This window comes from Arthrobacter sp. LT660, from assembly GCF_056172845.1.
The window spans coordinates 2,143,485-2,157,961 of the sequence record NZ_CM149651.1; the positions used below are offsets into that span (position 1 = coordinate 2,143,485).

At 62.3% G+C, this 14,477-nt stretch carries 15 protein-coding genes and 1 pseudogene; 9 read left to right on the plus strand and 7 right to left on the minus strand.

Annotated features, from left to right (window positions below; all coding sequences use genetic code 11):
* The first annotated feature begins 107 nt into the window (after positions 1–107).
* From phnC to AC0QSG_RS09895, 4 genes are all read left to right on the plus strand, one after another.
* Positions 108–908, plus strand: coding sequence for a phosphonate ABC transporter ATP-binding protein (gene phnC / locus AC0QSG_RS09880; RefSeq protein WP_019481142.1), 801 nt, complete (start codon positions 108–110; stop codon positions 906–908).
* A gap of 82 nt (positions 909–990) precedes the next feature.
* Complete coding sequence (phnD, locus tag AC0QSG_RS09885; protein ID WP_050994815.1) at positions 991–1,887, plus strand: phosphate/phosphite/phosphonate ABC transporter substrate-binding protein; 897 nt, start codon at positions 991–993, stop codon at positions 1,885–1,887.
* Complete coding sequence (phnE, locus tag AC0QSG_RS09890; protein WP_019481144.1) at positions 1,884–2,720, plus strand: phosphonate ABC transporter, permease protein PhnE; 837 nt, start codon at positions 1,884–1,886, stop codon at positions 2,718–2,720. The genes phnD and phnE overlap by 4 nt, the downstream gene beginning before the upstream one ends.
* Positions 2,717–3,754: a phosphonate dehydrogenase gene (locus AC0QSG_RS09895; protein ID WP_475375258.1), complete on the plus strand. Its 1,038-nt coding sequence runs from the start codon at positions 2,717–2,719 to the stop codon at positions 3,752–3,754. Before phnE ends, AC0QSG_RS09895 begins: the two co-directional genes overlap by 4 nt.
* Positions 3,755–3,837: 83 nt before the next feature.
* On the opposite strand, the gene AC0QSG_RS09900 is transcribed toward AC0QSG_RS09895, so the two are convergent.
* Complete coding sequence (locus AC0QSG_RS09900) at positions 3,838–4,422, minus strand: recombinase family protein (protein ID WP_019481146.1); 585 nt, start codon at positions 4,420–4,422, stop codon at positions 3,838–3,840.
* 262 nt (positions 4,423–4,684) lie between these two features.
* Between AC0QSG_RS09900 and AC0QSG_RS09905 the strand changes: the two are divergent.
* The 3 genes and pseudogenes from AC0QSG_RS09905 to AC0QSG_RS09915 all read left to right on the plus strand — a co-directional run.
* A pseudogene (locus tag AC0QSG_RS09905) lies at positions 4,685–4,904 on the plus strand (heavy metal translocating P-type ATPase); the annotation flags it as partial.
* Between the two features lie 59 nt (positions 4,905–4,963).
* Positions 4,964–5,680, plus strand: a complete 717-nt coding sequence (locus AC0QSG_RS09910) for a VIT1/CCC1 transporter family protein (RefSeq protein WP_026040850.1) — start codon at positions 4,964–4,966, stop codon at positions 5,678–5,680.
* A 135-nt stretch (positions 5,681–5,815) separates the two neighbouring features.
* Entirely contained in the window at positions 5,816–6,298 is a 483-nt protein-coding gene (locus AC0QSG_RS09915; RefSeq protein WP_019481149.1) for a hypothetical protein, read from the plus strand.
* A gap of 83 nt (positions 6,299–6,381) precedes the next feature.
* On the opposite strand, the gene AC0QSG_RS09920 is transcribed toward AC0QSG_RS09915, so the two are convergent.
* From AC0QSG_RS09920 to AC0QSG_RS09945, 6 genes are all read right to left on the minus strand, one after another.
* Positions 6,382–7,428 (minus strand): NAD(P)-dependent alcohol dehydrogenase, encoded by a 1,047-nt coding sequence (locus AC0QSG_RS09920; protein ID WP_026040851.1) that lies wholly within the window; start codon positions 7,426–7,428, stop codon positions 6,382–6,384.
* 510 nt (positions 7,429–7,938) lie between these two features.
* Positions 7,939–9,186 (minus strand): IS256 family transposase, encoded by a 1,248-nt coding sequence (locus tag AC0QSG_RS09925; protein ID WP_475375259.1) that lies wholly within the window; start codon positions 9,184–9,186, stop codon positions 7,939–7,941.
* A gap of 75 nt (positions 9,187–9,261) precedes the next feature.
* Positions 9,262–9,810 (minus strand): recombinase family protein, encoded by a 549-nt coding sequence (locus AC0QSG_RS09930; RefSeq protein ID WP_475375260.1) that lies wholly within the window; start codon positions 9,808–9,810, stop codon positions 9,262–9,264.
* Between the two features lie 362 nt (positions 9,811–10,172).
* Positions 10,173–10,583: a hypothetical protein gene (locus tag AC0QSG_RS09935; RefSeq protein ID WP_475375261.1), complete on the minus strand. Its 411-nt coding sequence runs from the start codon at positions 10,581–10,583 to the stop codon at positions 10,173–10,175.
* Positions 10,584–10,624: 41 nt separating this feature from the next.
* Entirely contained in the window at positions 10,625–11,878 is a 1,254-nt protein-coding gene (locus AC0QSG_RS09940; RefSeq protein WP_475375262.1) for an IS256 family transposase, read from the minus strand.
* 98 nt (positions 11,879–11,976) lie between these two features.
* On the minus strand, positions 11,977–12,240 hold the full coding sequence (locus AC0QSG_RS09945) for a DUF3892 domain-containing protein (protein ID WP_019481156.1): 264 nt from the start codon (positions 12,238–12,240) through the stop codon (positions 11,977–11,979).
* Between the two features lie 619 nt (positions 12,241–12,859).
* Here AC0QSG_RS09945 and AC0QSG_RS09950 point away from each other — a divergent pair.
* Positions 12,860–13,159: a type II toxin-antitoxin system RelE/ParE family toxin gene (locus tag AC0QSG_RS09950; RefSeq protein ID WP_019481157.1), complete on the plus strand. Its 300-nt coding sequence runs from the start codon at positions 12,860–12,862 to the stop codon at positions 13,157–13,159.
* 13 nt (positions 13,160–13,172) lie between these two features.
* The gene (locus AC0QSG_RS09955; RefSeq protein WP_019481158.1) at positions 13,173–14,252 is read left to right on the plus strand and encodes an XRE family transcriptional regulator; all 1,080 of its coding nucleotides are present in this window, start codon (positions 13,173–13,175) and stop codon (positions 14,250–14,252) included.
* The last annotated feature ends 225 nt before the right edge of the window (positions 14,253–14,477 follow it).

Here is a 14,477-nt window from a genome sequence, read left to right on the forward strand (position 1 = left end):
CGGGCTGTTTCATCGGGGTTCACAAACCGTTGTCTCCCACAGCGCCCGGACTTCACAAGTCCTCTATACGTTTTCACTCGTACAGCGCACTCGTATAGAGGACTTTCATGATAGAGCTCGTCGATGTCAGCAAGACTTACGAAGGCGGCGTTCAAGCATTGGCCCGAACCGATCTGTCGATCGAGCGCGGAAAAGTCACCGTGCTGCTCGGCCCGTCGGGTGCCGGCAAGTCGACCTTGCTGCGATGCATGAACCTGCTCGTCAAACCCACCACCGGCTCCGTGCGGGTTGACGGGACGGCGTCACTCGACTCCCGCCGCGAATTGCGTCGACACCGCCGCCGCACGGGGATGGTATTCCAACACCACCAGCTGATCCCACGCTTCTCGGCCTTGCGCAACGTGCTCCTCGGCCGGGTCGGTTATCACAGCTTCTGGCAGAGCATCCTGCCCTCCAGTCGCGGCGACCAGCGCATCGCGCTCGAAGCGCTCGAACGCGTCGGACTGCTGGACAAGGCCCTGACCCGGGTAGACAACCTGAGCGGTGGCATGCAGCAGCGAGTAGGCATCGCTCGAGCGCTCGCGCAGCAACCGGACCTGATCCTTGCCGATGAGCCGGTCGCCAGCCTCGATCCCAACTCTGCGCGTCGCGTGATGGAGCTGCTGCGCCGAGTCTGTCAGGAGAGCGGCATCACCCTGGTTGCCAGCCTCCACCAGGTCGACCTCGCGCTCGAGCACGCCGACCGCATCGTCGGCCTGGCACACGGGGAAATCGTCTACGACGGCCCTGCAGCCGGGGTCACCGATGAGGATTTGCTGGTGATTTACGGCGGCGTGCCCGCCGACGAGCAGGCCGATGCCCTTCCACTGTCGGCACAGACCGTTTCGCTGCCGACTTCTGCTGACTAGCAAACGCTCAGGACTCAATAACCTCGACCGCCACCCCCGAGATCGACCACCTTCCGAACTGCTGAAACAGGAGTGAATTCCCATGCCTAGACCCACCCGCTTGGCGACTGCCGCGATCGCTGTAACGACTGCCTTCACCTTCGTCCTCTCCGGTTGTGGTGCCAGTTCAGAGGCAACCACCGCCCCGGAAACCCTCCGCGTTGCGCTGCTTCCCGACGAGAACGCGTCGGAGGTGATCAAGAACAATGAGCCCCTCAAGGAGCACCTCGAAAAGGAACTCGGGCTTGACGTCGAGCTCGTGGTGACGACCGATTACTCCTCGATGATCGAGGCGATGGCCCGCGGCCGCATCGACCTCGGCTACTTCGGCCCTCTGTCCTACGTCCTCGCCCAGGAGAAGGCCGACATCGAGCCCTTCGCCGCCCTGCAGGAAGTCGAGGGTGAGGACCCGACATACCAGGCAGTGTTCATCGCCAACGCGGATTCCGGCATCGAGGACCTCGCGGATGTCGCCGGCAAGACCGTTGCGTGGGGAGACCAGGCCAGCACGTCCAGTCACCTCATTCCCAAGGCCATGCTCGCCGAAGAGGCGGACCTCCGAGTAGACCAGGGTGACTACGAGGAACAGCACGTCGGCTCCCATGATGCTGTGGCCTTGGCAGTGCAGAACGCCAATGCGGACGCGGGGGGCATGAGCTTGCCCATCTATGAGCGCATGGTCGAGGAGGGGCTCATCGACTCCGAGACTGTCGTGAAAGTCCAGGAATCGGATCCCTATGCCAACTACCCCTGGACGATGCAGTCCAATCTGCCCGAGGACCTGAAGGAGAAGCTGCGGGCGGCGTTCCTGGAACTCGACGATCCCGAGGTGCTCGAACCATTCGGAGCCGCCGGCTTCGCAGAGGTTGCCGATTCGGACTACGATCAGGTTCGCGACCTCGCTCCGCTGCTCGACATCGATCTCGAGGATTACCAGTGAGCAGCCCCGCGGTCAGCGTGCCGCGCGAGGATCGCAGAGAGCAGGAATACCAGCGAATCACCGACCAGGCACAATCCGGCTGGAGGCGCTCGTTCTCCATCACGGGCTTGATCCTCGTCGCGGTGATCCTGAGTGCCTGGGCCGTGGGTCTGCTCGACGCCAACCGCATGGTCACAGGCCTCGCCGACATTGCCGACCTGCTCAGCGAGATGTGGGTGCCGGACTTCACCCATCTGAACAGCTGGTGGGGGCCCCTGCTCGACTCGATGACAATGAGCATCGCGGCCACAGCACTGGCTGTGCTGCTCTCCGTCCCTCTCGCATTGCTCGGAGCACGCAACACCTCACCGCACCCGGCGATCTACTGGGTCGCGCGGCTCATCCTGAACGTGCTGCGATCAGTGCCCGAACTGATCATGGCGATCGTATTCGTCGCCGCCGTCGGCTTCGGCGCGCTGCCCGGGGCTTTGGCATTGGGGATCCATTCTGCCGGCATGGTGGGAAAGTTCTTCGCCGAAGCGATTGAGCACGCTGCCGAAGCCCCTGTCGAGGCCGCCAGGGCGACAGGAGCCGGCCCGGCCCAAGTGATTCTCCACGGCATCCTGCCCCAGGTGCTGCCGCAGATGGCCGACGTCACCGTCTACAGGTGGGAGTTCAATTTCCGAGCGTCGGTCGTCGTCGGGGTCGTCGGCGCCGGCGGCATCGGCTTCGAACTCATCGCCGCCCTGCGAACCCTCCAGTACGACGAGGTCGCCGCAATCCTGCTCGTCATCCTGGCCACCGTGACCGTAGTCGACGCTCTCGGCGGAGCGTTGCGAAAGAGGTTCCAATGAAACAACACAGTCGACGTCCGAAGGTCGTACTGACGCACCGCGTGCATGCGCCGATCCTCGAATTGCTCAGCGAAAGCTGCGAAGTTGTCGCCAACCAGAGCGACAGCAGTCTCCCGGCCTCCGAGGTGCGGCGCCGCGCAGCAGAGGCCGAAGGATTGATGGTGTTCATGCCCGACCGGGTCGATGCAGAGCTCCTCGACTCATGCCCCAACCTGAAGGTGGTCGCGGGAGCCCTCAAAGGGAACGACAACATCGACGTCGAGGCTTGCACAGAGCGAGGCATCTGGCTGACCAGGGTCGAGGACCTCCTGACCGAGCCCACCGCAGAACTGGCGGTCGGACTGCTCATCGGGCTCGCGCGGAACATCACCGCCGGGGACCGCCGGGTGCGCTCGAATTTCGCCGGGTGGCGGCCGACGCTCTACGGGAGGACCCTCGTAGGATCGACGATCGGCATCGTAGGGGCAGGCAACCTCGGCCGGGCTGTTGCACGGATGTTGCGGGGATTCGCACCCGAGTTGCTCTACTTCGACCCTGAACCGCTATCGGCGGCCGATGAAGCACTACTCGACATCCGGCGTGCGGACCTGTCCGACCTGCTGGAGCGCAGCGACGCCGTTGTGGTCTGCGCCCCACTGTCGGCGGAGACAGTCCACTTGCTCGACCGGAATCGGCTCGAGTCAATACGACCGGGGGCGCTACTCGTCAACGTCGGCCGCGGCTCCGTCGTCGACGAATCCGCGGTGATCGAGCTCCTACGCGCCGGACAGCTCGGTGGCTTCGCGGCTGACGTTTTCGAGTTCGAGGACCTGTCCCGACCGGACCGGCTCGCTGCCATCTCCGCCGAGCTGTTGGCGATGCAGGACCGCACGCTGTTCACGCCACACCTGGGATCTGCCGTGGCCGCGACTCGTCTCAAAATTGAGGAGCACGCCGCCACTGCCATACTGCAGGCCCTTGCAGGGCATGAACCACACGGAGCCGTCAACCGCCCGTGTGGCGTGGGATCTGCTGGAACGCCTACTGCCCTATGATCGGTCCTATCGGGGTCCGGGGAAGAATCGCCCGGAAATTCACGCTAAGGGCGCTCCGGCTCGGGCGGTGAAATTATATGGATCTAAGCGGCGGGCTCGCCAGCGCGTTTGATGGCACGGTAGACGGTGGACCGGGCTACGCCGAAAAGTTCGGCAATTTCAACAGTCGTGTGCGTTCCCGCCCGGTGAACGGAAACCAGGTGTGCTTCCTGGGCTTTGGAGAGTTTGGGTTGTTTTCCGCGTAGCCGGCCCTTTGCCTTGGCGACGGCCATCCCCTCACGAGTGCGGGCCCGAATCAGGTCTGCCTCGAATTCGGCAACCATGGCCAGGACATTGAAGAGGAGTTTGCCCACGGGATCGGTGGGGTCATGGACGGAGCCGCCGATGCTGAGCTTGACCTCGCGACGGGTGAGTTCGTCAACGATGTCCTTTGCATCGCGCAGGGACCGGGCCAGGCGGTCAAGCTTGGTCACGACCAGGGTGTCCCCGCCCCGGCAGGCCGCCAACGCTTGCCCCAGTCCGGGCCGTGCCCTGTTCGCGCCGGTGAGGCCTTGGTCGGTGAAAGTCTTTTCCGGTGACACTCCGAGGGCAAGCAAGGCGTTCTTCTGCGCCGTGAGGTCTTGGTCATTGGTGGATACGCGCGCGTATCCGATCAGGAGTCCGGTCATGGTTTTGAGTGTACCGTTTAGCCCCCCATCACCGGGCTTAATTGCGGGCACGGTATACGGGAATCTGACATGTGCGGAAACACGCGGTTTTGAAAAAAGTCCGAAGTCGTCTGCACACGCTCCGCTGGCCGACCCTGTATTGAAGGGCCACTCCCCCGTCATTCCGTCGCTCTCCTTGTCTTGGAAACGTGTCTCGACGCTTTCTGTCTTAGACAGAGCCGCTTCCGAGCTTTGTGAGCCGCATTATCGGATGAGGTATCTAGAGATCGCTGTGGGCGAGCCGAACATGCTCAAAGAGCTTAGCCTCACGACCCCCGGCTGATATTGCCGAAACGGTGCAGGGGTGGGTGGGTCGTGGTGCGTCAGTGCTGCACATCATTCGTGACAGCTCGGTCATCGGCACGGTCAGGCTCGAGGACAAGGTTCGCGAGGAATCCCGGGCCGCGGTGAAGGCTCTGCAGGCGCGCGGAGTGAAGGTCGCGTGGTTTAGGTGAGCCTATCCTGCGTGGATGGATCCAACCGCCGGGTGTTGACTGCTTCCATGACTGATGCGCAAGCCCCTATTGAGCCCCATGACAGTGGTGTGGCGGCACGGTTGAACTGGTTGCGGGCTGCCGTGCTGGGCGCCAACGACGGGATCGTGTCCACAGCGGCCACGGTGATCGGGGTCGCCGGGGTGACGAACACTCTCGCGCCGATCCTGATCGCCGGTACCGCCGCCGTGGTGGGCGGATCGGTCTCGATGGCCCTGGGCGAATACGTGTCGGTCAGCAGCCAGAAGGACAGTCAGGAAGCACTGATCGAGAAAGAGAGGCAGGAGCTGCGGGAGGATCCCGACGGCGAACTCGACGAGCTTGCCGGGTTGTACGAGGCAAAAGGGCTCACGCCTGCCACGGCCCGGCAGGTTGCTGTCGAACTGACCGGCCATGATGTCCTGGCCGCCCACCTCTCAGCGGAACTGAACATCGACGAACTCGAAGTCGCAAACCCCTGGCATGCGGCGTTCGCGTCCGCTGCAGCGTTCGCGGCCGGTGCCGTCCTGCCGATGCTCGCGATCCTCCTGCTCCCGGCGGACGTCCGCATACCCCTGACCTTCGTCGCGGTCCTGGTGGCACTGACGATCACCGGGGCTGTCAGCGCCCACGTCGGCGGGAGCTCCCGGCGCCGCGCCATGCTCCGACTCGTCATCGGCGGGGCGCTGGCGATGGCATTCACCTACCTCGTCGGAGCCCTCCTTGGCACCACTGGCATCGCATGATCAATCACGCGCCGATCTGAAGTCACCCAGGTAACTCCCTGCAGGTACTCAGCCAACGCAGCCCCGTCGAGGCCTAGCTTCATAAGCAGGGCTCACACTAACCGCACGTCCCATTCACGTTGAAGGAGTCATCCCATGATCGAAATCGGTGGTCTACCGGCGCACATCCTGCTCATCCACGCCGTCGTGGTCCTCGCGCCGATCGCCGGACTCCTGGCAGTCCTGTTCGCAGTCGCACCCCGGCTGCGCCCCCGCCTGGCGTGGCTCTTGGGTATCCTGGCGGTCCTCCTCGCACCACTGTCCCTCCTGACAGCGGAAGCTGGCGAACAACTCGAGCGCAGCATGCCCGAATCTGCGCTCATCGAAGCGCACGCAGAGCAAGGAGACCTCTTCAAAGCCCTCGCCCTGGTATTCCTCGTCGTCGTCGCAGCCCAACTCCTCACCGCATTCCCTCAGGCCTTGATCCGGCCCCAGCGGCTTCGTGGTCTACGAGGTCTTCTCAGCACACGCCCGGTTCAGATCCTCGCCGTCGTCCTCGGCGTGGCCGGCGGACTCGTCATCATCTACCAAAGCATCATCACCGGACACTCCGGCTCTGCCTCCGTTTGGGGCGGATAGACCTGTGCGACTGACCGTCTCACAAAAACAGGTCACCCTTACCGGTGCGGTAGGGGTGACCTGTTCGTGTTTCGTGGGGGAGGTTAGGCGAGGGTGGTGGCGTCGATGACGAAGCGGTAGCGGACGTCGGAGTTAAGGACTCGCTCGTAGGCGTCGTTGATCTCGTCGGCTCCGATGAGCTCGGTCTCGGGGTGGATGCCGTGCTCGGCGCAGAAATCCAGCATGTCCTGGGTTTCGCGGATCCCGCCGATCATGGAACCGGCCCAGCTGCGTCGGCCCGGGATGAGGGCGAACGCGGGGACCGGGAGGGGCTCGGACGGCGCCCCAACGTTCACGAGGGTCCCGTCGACCTTGAGGAGGCCGAGGTAGGCGCCCATGTCAACGTTGGCTGAAACCGTGTTGATGATCAGGTCGAACGAGTTCGCAAGCTCCGTAAAGGTCTCCGGATCCTTCGTGGCGTAGTGGGCCTTCGCACCAAAGCGGAGGGAATCGTCCTTCTTGGAGGTCGTCTGCGAGAGCACGGTGACGTCCGCGCCGAGCGCTGCGGCGATCTTCACACCCATATGGCCCAGACCACCCAGGCCCACGATGGCCACCTTCGTGTTCGGTCCTGCCTTCCAGTGGTGCAGCGGCGAGTAAAGCGTGATCCCTGCGCAGAGCAGCGGGGCCACCTTATCGAAGTCGAGGCTCTCGGGGACGCGGAGCACGAAGTCCTCCGTGACGATGACGGCCTGCGAGTAGCCGCCCTGGGTGATGGTGCCGTCGACGGGATCGACGCCTCCGTACGTCTGGATGTTTCCCTTGCTGCAGTACTGCTCGTCGCCGCGAACGCAGTACTCGCACTCACCACAAGAATTGACCATGCAGCCCACGCCCACACGGTCGCCAACCTTGTGCTTGGTGACCTCGGAGCCGATTTCGCTCACGGTGCCGACGATCTCGTGGCCGACGACCTGGGGGTACTGAATGTCTCCCCACTCGCCGCGGACGGTATGGATGTCGGAATGGCAGACGCCGGAGTAGGCGATGTCGATCAAAACATCCTTCGGGCCGACGGCGCGGCGCTCGATGGTGGTCCTGATCAGCGGTTCGGTGGCAGACGGTGCCGCGATGGCGTTGACGGTGCGCATGATTCTCCTACGAGGGTGGTGCGGGAATGATGGACGTGCGGGTCCGGCTTCAAAGGATGTCGAGGCCGATACGTCAGCAACTCCACCGCGTCCGAGGTCGGGGCCGCCGCGGACGCCAGTCCCAAGCATATCGACCGCTGTGAGCTCCTCACGGGCGAGGGTGAGGTCGAACACATCAAAGTTCCACGCGATGCGGCTAGGAGTGCTCGACTACGAGATGGTCTGTCGCCCCCGCTACAGGTGCCAGCGAAACATCAGCGGCTCAATGCATGATCAGCGGTGTTGCCGGCGTCCGCTGAGGAGTCCCGGCAACACCAGTACTACTCACGTGTTTCGCTGTAGTTTGGCCAGCTGTCAGCGGAAGTCACCTCATCATCCAAGGCGATTTTGGATGCCAGCTGACTCAGATTCGGATCCATCGCAGGAACGACGCTTCTCGTCTAAGCACTTCCGAGGGCCTGTCAAGTTTGCTGTGTAAGGGGCCGGTCGGTTATCCGGTCTGCCAGGTGGTCAGATCGGGAGTCTGTTGGGGAATTGGATGGCGAATGCGTTGAGTGCTTGGTGCCATCCGGCGGTGCCGGTTCCGAGTTCTCCGCCCCTGGTCGTTTCGATGTTGCGGATCCCCAGATAGACCAGTTTGATCGCGGCCTCGTCCGAGGGGAACGAACCTCTGGTTTTGGTGATTTTGCGCAACTGGTAGTTGATCGATTCGATCTGGTTGGTGGTGTAGATGACCTTGCGGATCCCGGGGGTGAACGCCAGGAACGGCGTGAAGTCCTCCCACGCGTTCCGCCACGCCAGCACCGCACCGGGGGCCTTGGTGCCCCAGGCCTCGGCGAAGTGCTCCATGGCCAGCTGGGCTGCCTCCACGGTCGCTGCGGTGTAGATCGGGCGCATGTCCCTGGCCATCGTTTTACGGTCCTTGTAGGAGGCGTATTTCATGGCAGTGCGCAGCAGGTGGACCACGCAGGTCTGGACCACGGTTTCGGGGTAGACGCTGTTGACCGCGGTCGGCAATCCGGTCAGCCCGTCGCAGCACAGGATGAGGATGTCGCGGGTTCCGCGGTTGCGGATTTCGGTCAGGACGTTCGCCCAGAACTTCGCCCCCTCCGAGGCGCCGAGCCAGAGTCCCAGGACCTGCTTGCGGCCCTCCAAATCAACGCCCACGGCCACGTGGCAGGCCTTGTTGACCACGACGCCGCCGTCCCGGATCTTCAGCCAGATGGCGTCGATATAGACGATCGGGTAGACCTCCTCCAAGGGCCGGGACTGCCAGTGGGTGATCTCGTCGGCGATGACGTCGGTGACGCGGGAGATCGTCGCGGCCGAGACGCGCGATCCGTAGATCTCCTCCAGATGGGAACCGATATCGCGGGTGCTCATCCCCCGGGCGTAGAGGGACAGGACCATGTCCTCGACCTTGCCCAGCCGGCGGGCTCCCTTGGGGACGATGACCGGCTCGAAGGAGCTGTTCCGGTCCCGCGGCACGGTGATCTGCAAGGGGCCCTGCAGGGTCTGCACGCTCTTGGTGGTTTTTCCGTTGCGGGAGTTGCCCGTCCCGGCTCCGGCGGGGTCCCCGGACTCGTAGCCGAGGTGGTCGCTGAGCTCGGTCTCCAAAGACCGTTCCAGGACCGCCTTGGTCATCCGGGACAGCAGCTCCTCGACCCCGTGCCGGCCCTCACCGAGGTCCTCGGCGGCGCTCACCAATGCGTCGATCTGATCGGCGCTCAAAACGCCATCCAACGGATTCTCAATCATGGTGTTCTTGGCCAAAACGGCCCGTCCTTTCACAGGGTAAAACCTCAGGTCACACCCCAGTTAGAGACCGGACCCTTACACAGACAATGAAACACCCTCACTTCCGATCGCCAGATACCTATACACCGTCGCCCGGCTGGCCCCGATGATCTTCCCAATATCGGCCGGTGCTACCCCTTGAGATTTCAAATCAAGGGCGCGCTTGACCTTCGCATGGTCCGCGGTGACTTCCCGTCTGCCAGCTTTCCTCCCATACTCCGCCGCTGCAGCCATACCTGCCCGTGTCCGCTCAGCCAGTTGATCACGCTCTAGCTGCGCAAAAGCTGACATCACCGTCAGCATCGCCCTACCCATCGAACCGGTCGTGCTGATGCCCTCGGTAACACTGCGGAAGTGCACTCCCCTGTGCTCCAAATCATCGATGAGGGCCAGCAGGTTCCGGGTGTTGCGTCCCAGCCGGTCCAGTTTCCACACCACCACCTCATCCCCCGCGCGGAGATGATCCAGGAGCTTGTCGAGCTCGGGGCGGCTCGCCCTCGTCCCACTCACCCCGTGATCGGTAAAAACCCGCTCACACCCAGCCGCTTTCAAAGCCGCGTGCTGCAGATCCGCGTTCTGCTCCAACGTGCTGACCCTCGCATACCCAATACTTCCCATAGCCATGTCTCTCATACTCAACAAACGTCACTTTCATTATTGATGAGAATATACCTCGTGAGACACATTGCTGGGACGCCACGCCACTTCCAACTCCCCCGCGAACACTGAACACCACCGACCGACCGCCGACCCCAGCCGTAAGTCCAGTCAAACGATCCTTTGTTAGGACAGGACAGCCAGCCTTGGTGGATCGAAGGTGCCCAGTATCGTCTGAGGATTTTATACGCTTCGTGGCGACGCTCAGTGTGATCGCTACTTTGCTGGCTTACGGCGGAAGTTATGGCCTGGGACCGAATTAAAGACGCATTCCATTCACGCAGATACTGCTACGGCCGCCAGACGACGAAGTCGCGGCCGTAGCAGTCGTTGCAGTCGCATCTGGGCCAGCCTAGCTTCTCGTCCCAGAAAAGCGCCGATGACGCAGTGGGACCAGCATAGATCTCCCAATTGCGGTGGTCGTCCACGAGCTCCTCAATGATCATCCGGCCGATGTGAGCTCCGCTGCGCTGCAGGTCTGCACGAACCTCGATTGCGTCGAGTAAGACGGCTCGGGTTGCCCGTCTATGCGTGTGACTCGAGTACGTGGGGGTGAGCAGCATGCGCGCCACTTCGTCGTCTCCGTCGAGCGAGTACGACCGCCACTGGTGATCGGTACGTCCCATCGAGCGCTCTAACCACATCGAGGGGGTGAAGCCGATATCATCGCCGTAGTTGGGCTGCCACAGGGTCAAGTCCATTTGCGTGGTGTAACGCGTTTGCCGCGTGATTCTTGGGTTGCTTAGGCGCTGAGCGCCAGGTCGGGCTGGGTGTCCTCCTTCTTGTCCGTCTCGGCGGCGGGTGTGGTGCCGACGGCTTGTGATTGCTGGATGAGGTCGAGGCCGAGGTAGCGGCGGGACTCGGTCCATTCATCGTGCTGCTCGGCCAGTACTGCGCCGACGAGGCGGATCAGGGCGGGGCGGTCCGGGAAGATCCCGACCACGTCTGTGCGCCTACGGATCTCCTTGTTCAGCCGTTCCTGGGGGTTGTTGGACCACACCTGGCGCCAGAGTCCCTTGGGGAAGGCGGTGAACGCGAGGATGTCCTCGCGGGCGGCCTCGAGGTGGTCCGCGGCCTTGGGCAGCTTCTCGGCCAGGGCCGCCAAGACGCGGTCGAACTGGGCGTGCACGGACACCGCGTCGGGCTGGTCGTAGACCGAGTGCAACAGGGTCTTGACCCACGGCCAGCTGCTCTTGGGCGTGGCGGACATCAGGTTGGCCGCGTAGTGGGTTCGGCAACGTTGCCACGCGGCACCGGGCAGGGTCGCGCCGATGGCGGCGACGAGCCCGGCGTGGGCGTCTGAGGTCACCAGCTTCACCCCGGTCAGGCCGCGGGCGCTCAGGTCGCGGAAGAAGCCCAGCCAACCGGCCCCGTCCTCGGCGGAGGAGGCTTGGATGCCCAGGACCTCCCGATGGCCGTCGGCGTTGACCCCGACGGCGACCATCGCGTGCACGTTCACCACGCGGCCGCCCTCGCGGACCTTCAGGACCAGGGCGTCGGCGGCGACGAACGTGTACGGTCCGGCGTCGAGCGGGCGGGTGCGGAACGCCTCGACCTGGGCGTCCAGGTCTTGGGCCATGACCGAGACCTGGGACTTCGAGAGCTTGGTGATCCCGAGGGTCTCGACGAGCTTCTCCATCCGCCTGGTACTGACGCCGAGCAGGTAGCTGGTGGCGACCACGGTTGTCAGCGCGGCCTCCGCGCGGCGCCGGCGCTCGAGTAGCCAGTCGGGGAAATACGACCCCGAGCGTAATTTCGGTATCGCCACGTCCAGCGTCCCGGTCCGGGTGTCGAAGTCCCGGTGGCGGTACCCGTTGCGGGAGTTCGTCCGGTCCTGGGAGCGGGCACCGTAGTCGGCGCCGCAGACAGCGTCGGCCTCGGCGCTCATCAGGGCGTTGACGAAGGTGGTCAGCATCTGGCGCATCAGGTCCGGCGAGGCTTGTTCGAGCTGTTCTGACAGGAAGCGGGCAGGATCGATAACATGGGGTGCGGTCATCGCGTGGTCTCTCTTTCGAAACGTACTTTGGTAGGTCGTTTCAAGAATCACGCGGTGGCCGCCTCACGTTCGGGATCAACACGCCCGAGCCCGGGCTGTTACACCACGCTAATGGGCACTACTTCGGCATGGGTGCGGAGGTATGGGGCCGCGTTTTCAGGGTGAACCACACCCACCTCTACCCGCGAAGAGCCGGTCCCTACATATGCCCGGCCCTTTTTCACGTCAATCCACTCGACCATCGCCGGCTTGTCGCTAGTTCCAGCGCCGTTGGTCTCTTCGTTTGTCCACTTGTAGCTGGTGATGTGCTGGTGATCTTCCGGGAATCCCTCGACGTGTACGTGTGTAATTCTTACTGCCATGGCTTACTCCTAGTTTGGACTTATGTCTTGTGCGTGTAGTTCCCGTCGCTGTCGAGTGTGCGGGACCAGGCAGGGGGGAATATTGAATCCGCCCCTGAGCGTCAGACCTGCTGTGTGATTGTTCCGCTGGGGTTCCTGCGCACGGTTGAGTCGGTGACGAACCTGCCCGTCGCGGCCGAGCGATTCACGCTGCGTCCATTCCCTGCCCCAGCGCCTACTCGCTCCGTCGTCGTGGTCCGCGGAGACCGCGCAGCAGTGGCTTTCGTGACAAACCGTCCCGTCCGGGCGCTGCGGCTAACTGATCGTGCCATGGTGTCCTCCTCAGAACACTCATCCGAGGGGGAGGGTGACCATTCTTGGCCGCCGATGACTCCGTTAGAATCGCTAGTACCACTAACCATGGAGCTTGCGGTCCTGACCTCGAGTTGCTGGGCGGATCCGCTGTAACGGGTCCGCCCTTTTTGCGTGCCGGGACATCCCGACATAATTAGTGTAGTCGCATCATGCTTAGGGCGCAAGGGTGATGTTAGTAAGCGAGTTGTGGGCTATAGTTACATCTACTAAGTGGGCGCTTCCTGTAGGGTGTTATTCACATCAGGGGTGAAGGACGGCTTACGGAATGCAGGTGGACTACGAGGACGAGGATCTCCGGAAACTCGCCTACGAGCCAGACCATCGCACTTCTCGTTGGGCACCAATCGTTACAAAGGCTTTTCGGCGACGGATCCAACAGCTGCATGCGGCGGTTACTGACCAAGATCTCAGAGCATTGAAGTCCCTCCACCTAGAGAAGCTGAAGGGTGACCGTGCTGGAACATGGTCGATTCGAATAGACAAGCAGTACCGGCTTATTCTTCGGTTCCAGACGCAGGATGGCGGGCGAATAGCCATCGTCGTTGAAGCCGTTGACTACCACTGAAGGACTGATAGTTATGGCCCCCGAGCTCATTGAAGCTTTCCCTCCTGGGGATTTTCTTTCCGAGGAGCTTGAAGCACGTCATTGGTCCCAGAACGACTTCGCCCAGATTCTCGGACGTCCGGCGCAGTTCGTTTCGGAGATAATCGCAGGCAAGAAGGAAATCACCCGAGAGTCAGCGGCTCAGATCGGAGCAGCTCTCGGTACTGGCCCGGAGTACTGGCTAAACCTTCAAAACTCCCATCTTCTGTGGAGCCAGTCTCAGAATGTCGACGCTCGCAGGGACTTGGATGAGGTCAAGCTCCGTGCTCGAATGAACGAACTCGCCCCGGTATCTCTACTTCTCAAGCGCGGCATCCTGACTGGCAGGTCTTTGGCGGAGCAGCAAAGTGAACTAGTCGATCTGTTCCAAATTGAAAACATTGAAGACGCTCCGCGCTTTCTTGCAGCAGCACGCCGTTCTAACCGTGATGAAGAACCCACCCCAACTCAAAAGGCCTGGCTGGCCTGTGCTCGTAAGCATGCGCAAAAACTTGCGGTTAGTGAATACGACGTCGAAGGACTCACGAAACTGGCTGAACGCTTGTCCGGAATGGTCTCGGTCTCAGATAATTTCGCAAAGCTTCCCGCCGAATTTGCTGCCGTTGGAGTGCGTCTTGTCTACGTCGAAGCATTCCCTGGAAGCAAGCTGAACGGGGCCTCGTTTCTTCTTGATGACGACAACCGAAAACCGGTAATTGCTCTGTCGGGCCGAGGTAAACGACTCGATGTAGTCCTCTTCACTTTGCTTCACGAGGTGGCACACATCGTACTCGGGCATGTGACACCCGAACGTCTCGTTATTGACGAAGAGTCATCCAGCGAACCGACAGAGCTCGCGGCCGACGAGAGGGCCGGCGAATGGCAGATTCCAGGGGGACTCCCTACTCCGCCAGCAGCCGTGCGTAGGGGCTGGATCGATTCCACCGCTCAGCACTTAGGTGTTCATCCAGTGGTTGTACTCGGAAGACTACAACGCGATAAGGTCCTTGACTACCGAACCGCTTTAGCAAGAGGAGCGCCGACCGTGAGCGCGCACCTAGACAGCTGGAGTTAGATAGACATCGACCGTGCCAACGACTAAAACTTGTCTACTTCGGGCCGTACGAAATCGTGGCTCGACGCTACCGGGTTTTGTAGACGTTTGTGCAGCTTCCTAAATGCGGCTATTCGCCATAGAGCCACTTCTTGGACTGGTGTGGCCGACGGATTGGTGCCAGCAGCAACCGTCCGTTAAGGGTTCCCTTGCGGGCGGGGATATGTTCAGGGAAATGTTGCCTCG

What these genes read in the sequence shown, in the direction of transcription:
- phnC (WP_019481142.1), top strand. Translation starts at nt 108, where the DNA reads ATGATAGAGCTCGTCGATGTCAGCAAGACTTACGAAGGCGGCGTTCAA.
- phnD (WP_050994815.1), top strand. Translation starts at nt 991, where the DNA reads ATGCCTAGACCCACCCGCTTGGCGACTGCCGCGATCGCTGTAACGACT.
- AC0QSG_RS09895 (WP_475375258.1), top strand. Translation starts at nt 2,717, where the DNA reads ATGAAACAACACAGTCGACGTCCGAAGGTCGTACTGACGCACCGCGTG.
- AC0QSG_RS09900 (WP_019481146.1), bottom strand. Translation starts at nt 4,422, where the DNA reads ATGACCGGACTCCTGATCGGATACGCGCGCGTATCCACCAATGACCAA.
- AC0QSG_RS09910 (WP_026040850.1), top strand. Translation starts at nt 4,964, where the DNA reads ATGACTGATGCGCAAGCCCCTATTGAGCCCCATGACAGTGGTGTGGCG.
- AC0QSG_RS09915 (WP_019481149.1), top strand. Translation starts at nt 5,816, where the DNA reads ATGATCGAAATCGGTGGTCTACCGGCGCACATCCTGCTCATCCACGCC.
- AC0QSG_RS09920 (WP_026040851.1), bottom strand. Translation starts at nt 7,428, where the DNA reads ATGCGCACCGTCAACGCCATCGCGGCACCGTCTGCCACCGAACCGCTG.
- AC0QSG_RS09925 (WP_475375259.1), bottom strand. Translation starts at nt 9,186, where the DNA reads ATGATTGAGAATCCGTTGGATGGCGTTTTGAGCGCCGATCAGATCGAC.
- AC0QSG_RS09935 (WP_475375261.1), bottom strand. Translation starts at nt 10,583, where the DNA reads ATGGACTTGACCCTGTGGCAGCCCAACTACGGCGATGATATCGGCTTC.
- AC0QSG_RS09940 (WP_475375262.1), bottom strand. Translation starts at nt 11,878, where the DNA reads ATGACCGCACCCCATGTTATCGATCCTGCCCGCTTCCTGTCAGAACAG.
- AC0QSG_RS09945 (WP_019481156.1), bottom strand. Translation starts at nt 12,240, where the DNA reads ATGGCAGTAAGAATTACACACGTACACGTCGAGGGATTCCCGGAAGAT.
- AC0QSG_RS09950 (WP_019481157.1), top strand. Translation starts at nt 12,860, where the DNA reads ATGCAGGTGGACTACGAGGACGAGGATCTCCGGAAACTCGCCTACGAG.
- AC0QSG_RS09955 (WP_019481158.1), top strand. Translation starts at nt 13,173, where the DNA reads ATGGCCCCCGAGCTCATTGAAGCTTTCCCTCCTGGGGATTTTCTTTCC.